The sequence below is a fragment of the Streptomyces sp. NBC_01497 genome, assembly GCF_036250695.1.
Classification (GTDB): Bacteria; Actinomycetota; Actinomycetes; order Streptomycetales; family Streptomycetaceae; genus Streptomyces.
On sequence record NZ_CP109427.1, the window covers coordinates 5258190 to 5271562 of the forward strand.

9 protein-coding genes, 1 other RNA gene and 2 pseudogenes are annotated in these 13373 nt (G+C 70.8%); 11 read left to right on the top strand and 1 reads right to left on the bottom strand.

Going from position 1 to position 13373, the window contains the following annotated elements:
• Window positions 1-91: 91 nt before the first annotated feature.
• A complete protein-coding gene (gene prfB / locus OG310_RS22130) occupies window positions 92-1198 on the top strand; it encodes a peptide chain release factor 2 (RefSeq protein WP_329457606.1) in 1107 nt (368 codons plus the stop codon).
• A gap of 276 nt (window positions 1199-1474) precedes the next feature.
• Window positions 1475-2431 (top strand): hypothetical protein, encoded by a 957-nt coding sequence (locus OG310_RS22135; RefSeq protein ID WP_329457607.1) that lies wholly within the window; start codon window positions 1475-1477, stop codon window positions 2429-2431.
• A gap of 115 nt (window positions 2432-2546) precedes the next feature.
• Here OG310_RS22135 and OG310_RS22140 read toward each other — a convergent pair whose 3' ends face one another.
• Window positions 2547-2741 (bottom strand): hypothetical protein, encoded by a 195-nt coding sequence (locus OG310_RS22140; protein WP_329457608.1) that lies wholly within the window; start codon window positions 2739-2741, stop codon window positions 2547-2549.
• Window positions 2742-3014: 273 nt separating this feature from the next.
• Between OG310_RS22140 and ftsE the strand changes: the two genes are divergently transcribed.
• From ftsE to OG310_RS22185, 9 genes and pseudogenes are all read left to right on the top strand, one after another.
• On the top strand, window positions 3015-3704 hold the full coding sequence (gene ftsE, locus OG310_RS22145) for a cell division ATP-binding protein FtsE (protein ID WP_329457609.1): 690 nt from the start codon (window positions 3015-3017) through the stop codon (window positions 3702-3704).
• Between the two features lie 79 nt (window positions 3705-3783).
• Window positions 3784-4701 carry a permease-like cell division protein FtsX gene (gene ftsX / locus OG310_RS22150; protein WP_329457610.1) on the top strand — a complete coding sequence of 306 codons (918 nt, stop codon included), beginning with the start codon at window positions 3784-3786 and terminating at the stop codon, window positions 4699-4701.
• A gap of 69 nt (window positions 4702-4770) precedes the next feature.
• Window positions 4771-5982 (top strand): S41 family peptidase, encoded by a 1212-nt coding sequence (locus tag OG310_RS22155; RefSeq protein WP_329457611.1) that lies wholly within the window; start codon window positions 4771-4773, stop codon window positions 5980-5982.
• 98 nt (window positions 5983-6080) lie between these two features.
• A complete protein-coding gene (smpB, locus tag OG310_RS22160) occupies window positions 6081-6560 on the top strand; it encodes an SsrA-binding protein SmpB (RefSeq protein ID WP_329457612.1) in 480 nt (159 codons plus the stop codon).
• A 106-nt stretch (window positions 6561-6666) separates the two neighbouring features.
• Window positions 6667-7053, top strand: a transfer-messenger RNA (tmRNA) gene (gene ssrA / locus OG310_RS22165).
• Window positions 7054-7754: 701 nt separating this feature from the next.
• Window positions 7755-8654 carry a hypothetical protein gene (locus OG310_RS22170; RefSeq protein ID WP_329457613.1) on the top strand — a complete coding sequence of 300 codons (900 nt, stop codon included), beginning with the start codon at window positions 7755-7757 and terminating at the stop codon, window positions 8652-8654.
• Between the two features lie 59 nt (window positions 8655-8713).
• Window positions 8714-10846 (top strand): bifunctional polysaccharide deacetylase/glycosyltransferase family 2 protein, encoded by a 2133-nt coding sequence (locus OG310_RS22175; protein ID WP_329460311.1) that lies wholly within the window; start codon window positions 8714-8716, stop codon window positions 10844-10846.
• A pseudogene (locus OG310_RS22180) lies at window positions 10843-12135 on the top strand (acyltransferase family protein); the annotation flags it as partial. The gene OG310_RS22175 and the pseudogene OG310_RS22180, both read left to right, overlap by 4 nt.
• A 348-nt stretch (window positions 12136-12483) precedes the next feature.
• Window positions 12484-13305: pseudogene (locus OG310_RS22185) on the top strand (uroporphyrinogen-III synthase); the annotation flags it as partial.
• Window positions 13306-13373 lie beyond the last annotated feature (68 nt).

Below are 13373 nucleotides of genomic sequence, written 5' to 3' on the forward strand. Positions count from 1 at the left end.
CGTTGGGCCCGCGCCCGGCGGAGCCGCCGGGCGCGGGGGCGCTGCCACACGCCGGGAGGGGCCGGAGCGGCCAGCGGTTACGCTTGGACGCGTGGCAGTCGTGGATGTATCCGAAGAGTTGAAGTCCCTCTCCTCGACCATGGAGTCGATCGAGGCCGTTCTGGACCTCGACAAGAAGAGGGCAGACATCGCTGTCCTTGAGGAGCAGGCCGCGGCGCCGTCCCTGTGGGACGACCCGGACGCGGCGCAGAAGATCACCAGCAAGCTCTCCCATCTGCAGTCCGAGGTCCGCAGGACGGAGGCGCTGCGCGGCCGCATCGACGATCTCGACGTCATGTTCGAGCTCGCGGAGGACGAGGGTGACGCCGAGGCGCGTGCCGAGGCCGAGACGGAGCTCCGGTCCGTGCGCAAGGCGCTGGACGAGATGGAGGTCCGCACGCTGCTCTCCGGCGAGTACGACGAGCGCGAGGCGCTCGTCAACGTCCGCGCCGAGGCGGGTGGCGTCGACGCCGCCGACTTCGCCGAGCAGCTCCAGCGGATGTACCTGCGCTGGGCGGAGCGCCACGGCTACAGCACGGAGATCTACGAGACCTCGTACGCGGAGGAGGCGGGCATCAAGTCCTCCACCTTCGTGGTGAAGGCGCCCTACGCGTACGGCACGCTCTCCGTGGAGCAGGGCACCCACCGCCTGGTGCGCATCTCGCCCTTCGACAACCAGGGCCGCCGCCAGACGTCCTTCGCCGGCGTCGAGGTGCTGCCCGTCGTCGAGAAGAGCGACCACGTCGAGATCGACGAGACGGAGCTGCGCGTCGACGTGTACCGCGCGTCCGGCCCCGGCGGTCAGGGCGTCAACACCACCGACTCCGCGGTCCGGATCACGCACATCCCCACCGGGATCGTCGTCTCCTGCCAGAACGAGCGCTCGCAGATCCAGAACAAGGCCAGCGCGATGAACGTCCTCCAGGCGAAGCTGCTCGAACGGCGCCGCCAGGAGGAGCAGGCCGTGATGGACGCGCTCAAGGGCGACGGCGGCAACTCCTGGGGCAACCAGATGCGTTCCTACGTCCTGCACCCCTACCAGATGGTCAAGGACCTGCGTACGACCTACGAGGTGGGCAACCCGCAGGGCGTCCTCGACGGCGAGATCGACGGCTTCCTTGAGGCCGGAATTCGCTGGCGCAAGCAGCAGGAGAAGTAACCCCGGCGCTTTGTCGACAAGGGAACTGCCGCCGTTGAGGCGGCAGTTCCTTTTCATGTCACAGTTATGTCTGGACGTCCCGGACAACCGTCTCTTTAGCGGTCATCACACGCGCAACGGCCTTGACGCGTATATGGAAAGTCGTAAGGCTGGCGCCTGGCATGCGTATTCGTGGGGCGCGTGTGACCGGAGGACGGACGCAACGCACGTACTCCTCGCGGCCGCTGCCCCCGACGCTGCACCCATGACGACGGACTCACTGGGGGTACCAGACAGATGACCAAGAAGACGCGTGTCCGCGTGGCGCGCATCGCCGCCGGCGCGGTGATCGTGGCCGGGGCGTCGCTCACGGCCGCGGGGGCCGCGCAGGCGGCCGGTCTTGTCACCGACTCGACCAAGACCACTCTGGCGCCGAACGCCGACCCCGACGGTGGCGACACCACCGGCGGGCTCCTCGGCGGGCTCCTCGGCGGTTCGGACGACAACGGTGGTACGACCGACAACGGCGGCACCACGGACAACGGCGGTACGACCGACAACGGCGGTACCACCGACACGGGTGGTACGACCGACAACGGTGGCACCACGGACAACGGCGGTACCACCGACAACGGTGGCACCACGGACAACGGTGGCACCACGGACAACGGTGGCACCACGGACAACGGTGGCACCACGGACAACGGTGGTACGACCGACAACGGTGGTACGACCGACAACGGTGGTACGACCGGCACGGGTGGTACGACCGACAACGGTGGCACCACGGACAACGGCGGTACCACGGACAACGGCGGTACGACCGACACCGGTGGCACCTCCACCAACGGTGGCGGCAGCGACAACGGCGGCGGCTCCTCCACGACCGGTGGTGGCTCCTCGACCACCGGTGGTGGCTCCTCCACGTCCGGCGGCGGCTCCTCTGCCTCCGGTGGCGGCAGCAGCACCGGCGGCTCCGGCAGCACGGGCGGCTCCAGCGCGACCGGCGGCTCCGGCTCCACCGGTGACGTCAGCACCTGCACCGTCGACGTCGACAGTGTGAACTGCGCCGACAACACCAACCCGGACAGCGTCGGCAACCAGCCCGCCGAGCAGAGCGCCGGTACCTCGCAGCTCGCGGAGACCGGGTCCGGGGACACCACGTTCCTGCTCCTGGGCGCCGCGACCATGATCGCCGGTGGCGTCGGGTTCCGTTTCCTGCCGCGTCTGGCGAGCCGGAACACCGTCGCCTGACCTCTGCGGTCAGCACGGCAGGACCGCACGCGCACAACACGAAGGGCCCGGGCGCACCAGCGCTCGGGCCCTTCGCGTAACGCGTAGGGGCGTGCCGCACGGTGCGGCGGCCCGGTCAGGCCGGCTGGTTCACGGCGATCAGGGTCACCGCGGCCACCAGCAGCACCACGACCGTCAGGATCGCCGCCAGGCTCAGCCCGGCGAAGGGACCGCTCTGCTGCAGGCGTGCGCGGTTCGCCCGGCACACGGGGCACCTGCCCTCGCTGACGGGTCCCGCGCAGTTGGCGCACACCAGTCTGTCGTAGGTCATGCGCTCTCCTCCTCACCGCGCGGCGGAGCCGCTCGTGATGTACCTCTCCGCGCAACGCTCGGGGAAACGCATCCGTTCCCCGCTTACCACTCTGCCAGTTTCCGGCGACGTCGGCGCGCCCGATGGGAGTCTCGTGCCATTCCCCCTGATTCGTGAAGATGCGGGATGCCGCTCCATCCCCGACAATTCGCCCAAGAGGGAACGCCGACTGCGCGCGCGCAGCCGGTTCGCGTAAGGTCACGCTCACCTACTCCCGGCCGACCGTGGTGCATCGTGATCCGATTCGACAACGTCTCCAAGACCTACCCGAAACAGAACCGCCCCGCCCTGCGTGACGTCTCCCTGGAAATCGAGAAGGGGGAGTTCGTCTTCCTGGTCGGTTCGTCCGGCTCCGGCAAGTCGACCTTCCTGCGCCTCGTCCTGCGGGAGGAGCGGGCCAGCAACGGCATGGTTCACGTCCTGGGCAAGGACCTCGCGCGCCTGTCCAACTGGAAGGTGCCGCAGATGCGCCGCCAGCTGGGCACTGTGTTCCAGGACTTCCGCCTGCTGCCCAACAAGACCGTCGCGGAGAACGTGGCGTTCGCGCAGGAGGTCATCGGCCGCTCCCGTGGCGAGACCCGCAAGTCCGTGCCCCAGGTGCTGGACCTCGTCGGGCTCGGGGGCAAGGAGGACCGCATGCCGGGCGAGTTGTCCGGTGGTGAGCAGCAGCGTGTCGCCATCGCGCGCGCGTTCGTCAACCGGCCGATGCTGCTGATCGCGGACGAGCCGACCGGCAACCTCGACCCGCAGACGTCCGTCGGCATCATGAAGCTGCTCGACCGGATCAACCGCACAGGCACGACCGTGGTGATGGCGACCCACGACCAGAACATCGTCGACCAGATGCGCAAGCGTGTGATCGAACTGGAGAAGGGCCGGCTGGTCCGCGACCAGGTCCGCGGCGTCTACGGCTACCAGCACTGACCCACCGCGCACCGACATGGCGCGGCGCGTCTCTCCCGCGCCGCGCGAAGCACCGAGGCATCACAGCTGAAAGGACGCCATGCGCGCCCAGTTCGTCCTGTCGGAGATCGGCGTAGGTCTCCGCCGCAACCTCACGATGACCTTCGCCGTCGTCGTCTCCGTGGCCCTGTCGCTCGCCCTCTTCGGGGGAGCGCTGCTCATGCGCGAGCAGGTCGGCACGATGAAGGACTACTGGTACGACAAGGTCAACGTCTCGATCTTCCTGTGCAACAAGGCGGACGCGACGAACGACCCCGCGTGCACCAAGGGTGCCGTCACGGATCAGGAGAAGGCCTCGATCAAGGCCGACCTGAGCAAGATGGGCATCATCCAGCACGTCTACCACGAGGACGCCGACCAGGCGTACAAGCACTACCAGGAGCAGTACGGCAAGACGGCGTTCGCGTCCTCCATCACGCCGGACCAGATGGAGGAGTCGTACCGGGTCAAGCTCAAGGACCCGCAGAAGTACCAGGTGATCGCGACGGCCTTCTCCGGCCGGGACGGCGTGCAGTCCGTGCAGGACCAGCGCTCCATCCTGGAGAACCTCTTCTCCCTGATGAACGGCATGAACGTCGCCGCGCTCTGTGTGATGGCGCTGATGCTGGTCATCGCGCTGATGCTGATCGTCAACACCGTCAGGGTCTCGGCGTTCAGCAGACGGCGGGAGACGGGCATCATGCGGCTCGTCGGGGCGTCGAGTTTCTACATCCAGCTGCCGTTCATCATGGAGGCCGCGTTCGCCGGGCTGATCGGCGGCGTGGTGGCCTGCGGCATGCTGATGCTCGGGCGCTACTTCCTGATCGACGGCGGGCTCGACCTCCAACAGAAGATGCAGCTGGTGAAGTTCATCGGCTGGGACGCGGTGTTGTCCAAGCTGCCGCTCGTCCTCGCGATCGGCCTGCTGATGCCGGCGGTCGCCGCGTTCGTGGCGTTGCGCAAGTACCTGAGGGTGTGACAAGCACCCCCTGTGGTTCTTGAGCCAAGGCCCGGTCGCGTGCCGGGCGTTGTCCTACACTGATGGGCCATGTCGGGTTCCGCCGTACCGCGCCCTCGGCCCCGCGTCCTCGGCCGCGGGGCGGCCCTGACGTTGGCCTTCGCGGCCGTGCTCGCGACGGCCGCCGCGACCGACTCGCTGCCGCGCGCGGGTGACACGCACCGGCACGGCAGCCCCCAGCCCGCGGCGGGGGCACCGGCCTCCGCGCGGGTCGCGACGACGCCCGACGCCCGCGTGGTGGCCGACGCGGCGGCGCGGGCCGTCGCCCGCGGCCAGTCCGGCACGGACGCCGCGCAGCAGGTCGTCAGCCGCAGCGGTGACCGCTGGAGCGCGGTCTACGACCGGTACGAGTACGAGGAGTTCGAGCAGTCCCTCGACGGCACCTACACCGGTGTGGGGGTCGGGGCGCGCCGCACGGCGGACGGTCTCGTCCAGATCACCCGGGTCCAGCCCGGCGCACCGGCCGGGCGGGCGGGCGTACGGCCGGGAGACATCCTGCGTTCGGTGGACGGGGTGAGCGTCGCCGGCCTTCCCGTCACCCAGGTCATGGGGCTGCTGCGCGGCGATCCGTCGGGCGCGGGACCGGCCGCGCGCCCCGGCACCGCGGTCGTGCTCGGCCTGGAACGAGGCGGCCACCGCACCTCCCGGGTCGTTCGCAGGGCCCGCCTCGCGGTGGCGTCCGTGTCCGTCACCGCACTCGCGGGCGGCGCCCGGCGCATCGCCGTCGACGCGTTCACCAAGGGCACCGGCGCACGGGTGCTGCGAGCGGTGCGCGACGCGCCGCCCGGCGCCGGGATCATGCTGGACCTGCGGGGCAACGGCGGCGGCCTGGTCGCGGAGGCGGTCACGACGGCCTCCGCGTTCCTGGACGGCGGCCTCGTCGGCACGTACGACATAAAAGGGCGGCAGCACGCGTTGTACGCGGCGCGCGGCGGGAACACGCGGCGCCCGGTGGTGGTGCTCGTGGACGGCGGCACGATGAGCGCGGCCGAGCTGCTCACGGGAGCACTGCAGGACCGGGGCAGGGCCGTCGTGGTGGGGTCGAGGACCTTCGGCAAGGGCTCGGTCCAGATGCCGACGAAACTCCCGGACGGCTCGGTCGCCGAGCTGACCGTGGGCCACTACAGGACGCCCGCCGGGCACGCCGTGGACGGCCGGGGCATCACCCCGGACCTGGCGGCGGGGGACGACGCGCAAGCCCGCGCGAAGACCGTGCTGACCGGGTTGGGCGACGGGGCCTGACGCGGGCAGGACCCGCCGCCCGGCCCGGCGGCGGCGGTGGCGCAGGCCCTGCGCGGGACGTAAAAGAGTTTGCGGCGGAGTGCGAAAATGGCGGGACTATGGCTAAGGAAAACGGGCGCAAGATGATTGCGCAGAACAAGAAGGCACGGCACGACTACCTGATTCTCGACACGTACGAGTCGGGACTCGTGCTGACGGGAACCGAAGTGAAGTCGCTGCGTATGGGGCGGGCGTCGCTGGTCGACGGCTTCGTGCAGATCGACGGCAACGAGGCGTGGCTGCACAACATCCACGTGCCGGAGTACACCCAGGGCACGTGGACGAACCACGCGGCGCGCCGCAAGCGCAAGCTGCTGATGCACCGGGCCGAGATCGACAAGCTGGAGTCCAAGGCGCAGGAGTCGGGCCACACGATCATCCCGCTCGCCCTGTACTTCAAGGACGGCCGGGCGAAGGTCGAGATCGCGCTGGCCAAGGGCAAGCGCGAGTACGACAAGCGGCAGACGCTCCGGGAGAAGCAGGACCGCAGGGAGACGGACCGCGCCGTCTCGGCCGTGCGCCGCCGCCAGCAGGGCTGAGCGGGCGCGTCCGCCGTACCGGGGAATACGCTGGCATGGCGCGCCGTTGATCCCGTACGATGGGCCACGCACCCCACAGCGGGTGCGCATCTTGAAAAATCAACATGGGGATGATCGGTTTCGACAGCGGATGTCGAAGCAGGGGAAGCGAGCCGAGGAAGCGACAATGATCTCGTAAACCATATGTCGCAAACAATAATCGCCAATTCAAAGCGCGATTCCTCCGCCTTCGCACTTGCTGCCTAATTAGCAGCTAGCGAAGACTCTGCGGAGTGTCAGCCCGGGGGTGTTCCCGACCCGGATCCTGGCATCAATTAGGGGACTAAACCTGTACACCCGGTCGCGGGGTATACAGGGAAATCAAACAGTGACTGAGCCCGTCGGAGACTTGTCCATGTGATCTCCGGGGCCGAGAAAATCGCAGTGGACTGCGCTCGGAGAAGCCCTGATTCCGCACCGTTGGACGCGGGTTCGATTCCCGCCATCTCCACAGAAACAAACAAAGGCGTCATGGCCCGCGATATGCGGACCGTGGCGCCTTTGTCGTGCGCCCGGCCTTTGTCCGGCACGGCCATGCCCGTGCCGCCCGGTGGCCCTCCTGCCGGCGCGCGTGCCCCGGCTCGCTGTCCCCCGCTCTCAGCGACCCCGTCGCGAGGGCTGAGAACGTATGGGGCGAACCGGTCGAAGGGGGCGCGCGAGCGGTGTCCGTGGGAGCGCGCCCGCCGCATGGGCCGTCCGATCGGTGCCGCCTATCCATGAATTTTCCAGCGATGTCGGACACCGTCCGGACACCCCGCGTTCATCGCTGGTCGCTCTGAGCGGCCACCCGGCACCCGTAAAACACCACGCCAGGACGGTAGTTGGGAAGAAAGCGGAGTGGTCTGAACCACTCCGGGACGGCCCGGCGACGGCGCGAAAGCCTCTACAGGGGCGCGAGGGAATCTTGCAAGCGGAAGTACGCGCCACAGTGGCGTGCGCTACATTCGTGGCCCGGGTGCAAAGGGGTAGGGGGCGCTCGGCCGGGTGGGGGCCTGGCCGACGGCATTCCGGTGGTCGGTTTGCGCACCCTGAAACATTTAGTGGGGGATGTGCGCAGCAGTGGAAAACTGGCGAGAAGACGCCCGGTCGGGGCGTACCCATGAGCCTATCGATATCACGGTCGAACTGGATGGTCTCGGCCGACAGCTTTCGGAATTGCCCGGCGGTACGACGTCATTCGAAAAGGACGGCGCCGAGGTCGCGGCGGGGGCGGGGAATTCCGGCGGAGGTCCCGTATTCGTCGACGCGAGCGGGCGCAGGAGCAAGAAACTCCGGCGTATCGGCTGGGGTGTCGCGATGCTCTGTGCGGCGTACGCCGTCACGCTGATCGCGGCGCTCGTCGGGGGCGGCTCCACGGCGCCCCTGCTGAACATACCGGGCGTACCGGGCCTCGCCGACAAGGGAAAACCGGCGCGGACCGTGAAGACGGACCCGTCCGCGAGCGCCTCGACGGTCCACCGGCCGGGAGATCCCGGTCCCGTTCCCTCGGTGACGGACGCCGACGGCAACGTCGTTCCGAACCCCGCTTCCGCCGACAAGGCCGCCGACCAGACGCCCGGTGGCACCAGCCCTGCGTCCTCGGGAGCCCCGGGCGCACCGTCCGGCGGCGGCAAGGCCACCACGTCCGGCGGCACCAAGACGGGCGGCACCACGTCCACCGGTTCCACCGCCCCGCACTCCGGCGGCACCACGACGGGCGGCGCCGGGAGCGCTACGACCGGCGCCACCACGGGTGAACCCGTGGGCGGCGCCGCCTCCGGCACGTCCGGCGCCACGGGCACGGCTGGCGCGGGCGACGCGGCAGGCGGCACGGGCACGACGTCCGGCACCGGCGGCGACGCCGCGGGCGGCAGCGGAGCGAGCGCCGGCACATCCGGCGACACCACCACCGGCACGACCGGCGACACCACCACCGGCGCCACCACGGACGGCAGTGGCACGACCGGCGACCAGAGCGCGCCCGGCACGGCGACGCGGGCGGGGGACCTGCCCGTCTCGGACGTGCCGACGGCTGACGCGCCCGGCGGGGCGGCGCCCTCGGAAGGCGCGATCTGACCATGACACGGACCGACGACCGCGCCCCCGGGCGCGGCGCCAGGCGATTCCGCGTGCCCATGCGCTACCTGCTGCCCGTCGTGCTGCTCGCCGTGATGAGCGGCATGCTGATCGTGCGCGGTTACGTGTACAGCTCGTTCGTGCCCGACCACCGGGTCAGGCCCCCGGCCTCCACCAGCCGGGTGCCGGAGCACATCCTCGACGGGGGACCGGTCATCGACGCGCGCGACGCGTCGAAGCCCGCCAAGTCCCTGAACATCCCGGACCGGACCATCGTGCTGACCTTCGACGACGGCCCCGACCCGGTGTGGACGCCGAAGATCCTCGACATCCTGGACCGGTACGGCGCGAAGGCCACCTTCTTCGTCACGGGCACCAACACGGCCCGCCACCCCGCGATCGTCAAGCGCATGGTGGCCGACGGCAACGAGGTGGGCGTGCACACCTTCGACCACCCCGACCTGTCCTATCTCGGCACGTCCACCATCAAGCGGGAGATCTCACGGACGCAGCTGGCGATCGAGGGCGCGGCGGGCGTCCGTACGGCCCTGTTCCGGCCGCCGTACTCGTCGTTCGCCGACGCGCTCGACAACAAGTCCTGGCCAGTCACCCAGTACGTGGGCAGCCTCGGCTACATCGGGGTGTTCGACAGCCTCGACAGTGAGGACTGGCAGCGGCCGGGCGTCGGCCGGATCGGCAAGAACTCCACACCGAAGAACCCGCACGGCGCCGTGGTGCTGATGCACGACTTCGGCGGTGACCGCACGGAGACCGTCCAGGCGCTCGCCCACTACATCCAGAAGATGCACGACAAGGGCTACCGCTTCGAGACGGTCACCGAGGCGCTTCACGCGCCCAGCGCGCACACACCGGTGCGCGGCACCGACCTGCTCAAGGGCAAGGCGTTCGTCGCGGCGGTCACCCTCTCCGACAACGTGACCGAGGGACTCATCGGCTGCATCGCCTTCGTCGGCGTCCTCGTCATCGGCCGGTTCGCGCTGATGCTGATCCTCGCCTTCGTGCACGCGCGCCGCTCCCGCCGCCGCAAGAAGGGCAAGGGGCTGCTGCCGCCGGTGACGGAGCCGGTGACGGTGCTCGTGCCCGCCTACAACGAGAGCAAGTGCATCGCCGCCACGGTCCGTTCGCTTTCGCGCAGCGACCATCCGATCGAGGTCCTCGTGATCGACGACGGGTCCACGGACGGCACGGCCGACATCGTCGAGGCGATGTGGCTGCCCAACGTACGGGTGATCCGGCAGCAGAACGCGGGCAAGCCGGCGGCCCTCAACAACGGCATCCGGCACGCCCGTTACGAGATCATCGTGATGATGGACGGTGACACCGTCTTCGAGGAGTCCACCGTCCGCGAGCTGGTGCAGCCGTTCGCGGACCCCGGCGTCGGCGCGGTCTCCGGCAACGCCAAGGTGGGCAACCGCGATTCGCTCATCGGCGCCTGGCAGCACATCGAGTACGTGATGGGCTTCAACCTCGACCGCCGCATGTACGACCTGCTGCGCTGCATGCCCACCATCCCGGGCGCGTGCGGCGCGTTCCGCCGGGAGGTGCTGCGCGAGGTCGGCGGCATGAGCGAGGACACCCTCGCCGAGGACACCGACATCACCATGGCCATCCACCGCCGGGGATGGCAGGTCGTGTACGCGGAGGACGCGCGCGCCTGGACCGAGGCACCGGAGAGCGTGCAGCAGCTGTGGTCGCAGCGTTACCGCTGGTGCTACGGGACGATGCAGGCGATGTGGAAGCACCGCAGGGCGGTGATCGAACGCGGTCCTTCCGGCCGGTTCGGCCGCGTGGGGCTGCCGTTCGTGGCCGCGTTCATGGTGGTGGCGCCGCTGCTCGCACCGCTCATCGACCTGTTCCTCATCTACGGGCTGGTCTTCGGGCCCACCGGGAAGACCATCGCGAGCTGGGCCGCCCTGCTCTGCATCCAACTCGTGTGCGCCGTCTACGCGTTCCGGCTGGACAAGGAACCCATGTGGCACCTGGTCTCGCTGCCGCTGCAGCAGATCCTCTACCGGGTGCTGATGTACGTCGTCCTCGTCCAGTCCTGGGTCACCGCCCTCACCGGCGGCCGGCTGCGCTGGCAGAAGCTACGCCGTTCCGGCGTGGTGGAGTCGGCGCCCGTCGGCCCAGGTCAGCGAGGCCGCAGCGACGAGCGGAGGCCGGTCGCATGAGCACACACCACTCCTTTGCCCAGGGCGCACCGGGCGCGGGAACCCCCGGCCCGCCGGGATCCGCACGCCACCGCGCGGGCGGCCCCGCCGAGGGCGCGTCCCTGCTCGACGACCGGGGCGCGCGCGAGCAGCGGGCCGCCGGGACCACGGCCGCGCCCGGGGCGGGAAGCGGCGGGCGGGACCGGTACCTCGACACGCTGCGCGCCGTCGCGCTGGTGCGCGTGGTGGTCTTCCACATCTTCGGCTGGACCTGGCTCACCATCGTCTTCCCGTCCATGGGCGTGATGTTCGCGCTCGCCGGTTCGCTGATGGCGCGCTCGCTCGGACAGCGCGGCGGTGTCCGGGTGATCCGGGGCCGGGTGCGGCGGCTGCTGCCTCCCATGTGGGTCTTCGGCGCGCTCGTCGTGGGGATGCTGGTGTACACGGGCTGGCACCCCTCGCGCGACGGCGGCGGGATCACCGGCATCGTGTCCGTGTTCAACTGGATCCTTCCGCTCGGGGCGCCCCCGTACCCCGACCCGGCGGCTCATCCGTGGGGCTGGCTGGACTCGTCGTGGGCCGACCAGGCGGCCGGGCCGCTCTGGTACATCCGGGCCTACCTGTGGTTCGTACTGGCGTCGCCGCTGCTGCTGAAGCTGTTCCGCAAGGTGCCGTGGGCGGCGCTCGCGCTGCCGCTGGTCCTGTGCGCGGCGTTCGGCACAGGCCTCGTCACGATCCCCGGCGAGAGCGGGGAGGCCGTGACGGACTTCGCGACGTACGGCGCCTGCTGGGTGCTCGGATTCGCCTACCACGACGGCATGTTCACGAAGGTGCCGCGCTACGTCACCGTCTCGCTGGCCTCGTTCGCCATGGCGGGCGGCCTGTGGTGGGCGGCGGGGCACCTCACCTCGGAGGGGTGGAACCTCGACGAGATCCCGCTCGGGCAGGCGCTGTGGTCGCTCGGGTTCGTCGCGGTGCTGCTGCAGTACTCGCCGTCGTGGCAGCGGCTGCCGGGCCGGCTCGCCCGGTTCGACGGGGTGATCACCCTGGCCAACAACCGGGCCGTGACGATCTACCTGTGGCACAACCTGCTGATCATGGCCACGGACCCGATCATCGACCAGCTGTGGAACATCCCGGGAATCGGCCGGTTCGGCGGTCTGCTGAACGCGTCCTACTCGGTGCTGTCCCTGGTGCTGATCTGGCCGCTGACCGCGATCGTCATCGTCCTGCTCGGGTGGTTCGAGGACCTGGCGGCGCGACGGCGGCCACGGCTGTGGCCCGACGGCCGCGCGGAACGCCGGCGGCGGGCCGCGCCTGCGGCGGGGGCCGGCACCGCGCGCGACGCCCCGGCCCCGGCACCCGTGCCGGAGCGGCCGGAAGGACCGGCCGGGGGACCGGTCGCCGGAAAGCCCCCAGTGGGGCCCGCGCCGCTCCCCGGACCGGCTCCCGCCGACGGGCGTCCCGGCGCCGGCCCGGACTGGTTCGGCGCGGCACCGGGCCCGGGAGGCCCCCGGACCGCTCCCGCGCCCCGCCCGGCGCCGGGTCCCGGCCACCGGCCCCCGCCCCGCTGACCTCCCGCTCGCCGCGGTGACCGGCCCGGTCGGCACAATGGTCGGCGGGGGCCGGTACGGGCACGAGGAACACAGAGGTACGACATGGCGGAGCAGGGCGCGCCCCTGACAGGGTTCACCGTGGGGGTCACCGCGGCCCGGCGGGCCGAGGACCAGGCCGCGCTGATCCGGCGGCGCGGCGGCGAGGTGGTTCTCGCGCCCGCCATGCGTACGGTCCCGCTCGCCGACGACACGCAGCTGCGCGCCGCCACCCGGGAGCTGATCGCGCTCCCCCCGGACACCGTCGTCGTCACCACGGCCGTCGGCTTCCGCGGCTGGCTGGAGGCCGCGGCGGGCTGGGGCGAGGGCGACGCCCTGGTGGAGCGGCTGCGCGGTGCCCGGCTGTACGCGCGCGGCCCCAAGGTCACGGGCGCCGTGCGGGCCGCGGGCCTGCGGGAGGAGTGGGCACCGGAGTCCGAGTCCATGGCCGGGGTGCTGGAGCGGCTGGCCGGTGAGGGCGTCGCGGGGCGGCGCATCGCCGTCCAGCTGCACGGCGAGCCGCTGCGCGCCTTCCGGGAGGCGCTGGCCGCCGGGGGAGCCGACGTCGTCGCCGTACCCGTGTACCGGTGGCTGCCGCCGCTCGACCCCGCCCCGCTCGACGCCCTCGTCGAACAGGTCGCGGGCCGGGGCGTGGACGCCGTGACCTTCACCAGCGCGCCGGCCGCGGCGTCGCTGCTGGCCAGGGCGGAGGAACGCGGCACCCTGCGCGAGGTGCTGGAGGCGTTCGGCAACGACGTGCTCGCCGCGTGTGTCGGCTCGGTCACCGCCGCGCCGCTGCGCGAGCGGGGCGTACCGACGCGGGAGCCGGAGCGATTCCGACTCGGCCCGCTCGTCCAGCTGCTCTGCGACGAACTGCCGGCCCGCGCGGCAGGCTGCTGAGCGCTCCCGCCCGCACAGCGGCGGTGTCCGGGATCACGAAAGTTTTTTCCGTCCGG

Coding starts and splice junctions, on each gene's coding strand:
- OG310_RS22135 (WP_329457607.1), top strand. CDS start 1,475: ATGACCAAGAAGACGCGTGTCCGCGTGGCGCGCATCGCCGCCGGCGCG.
- OG310_RS22140 (WP_329457608.1), bottom strand. CDS start 2,741: ATGACCTACGACAGACTGGTGTGCGCCAACTGCGCGGGACCCGTCAGC.
- OG310_RS22175 (WP_329460311.1), top strand. CDS start 8,714: ATGCGCTACCTGCTGCCCGTCGTGCTGCTCGCCGTGATGAGCGGCATG.
- OG310_RS22155 (WP_329457611.1), top strand. CDS start 4,771: ATGTCGGGTTCCGCCGTACCGCGCCCTCGGCCCCGCGTCCTCGGCCGC.
- smpB (WP_329457612.1), top strand. CDS start 6,081: ATGGCTAAGGAAAACGGGCGCAAGATGATTGCGCAGAACAAGAAGGCA.
- ftsX (WP_329457610.1), top strand. CDS start 3,784: ATGCGCGCCCAGTTCGTCCTGTCGGAGATCGGCGTAGGTCTCCGCCGC.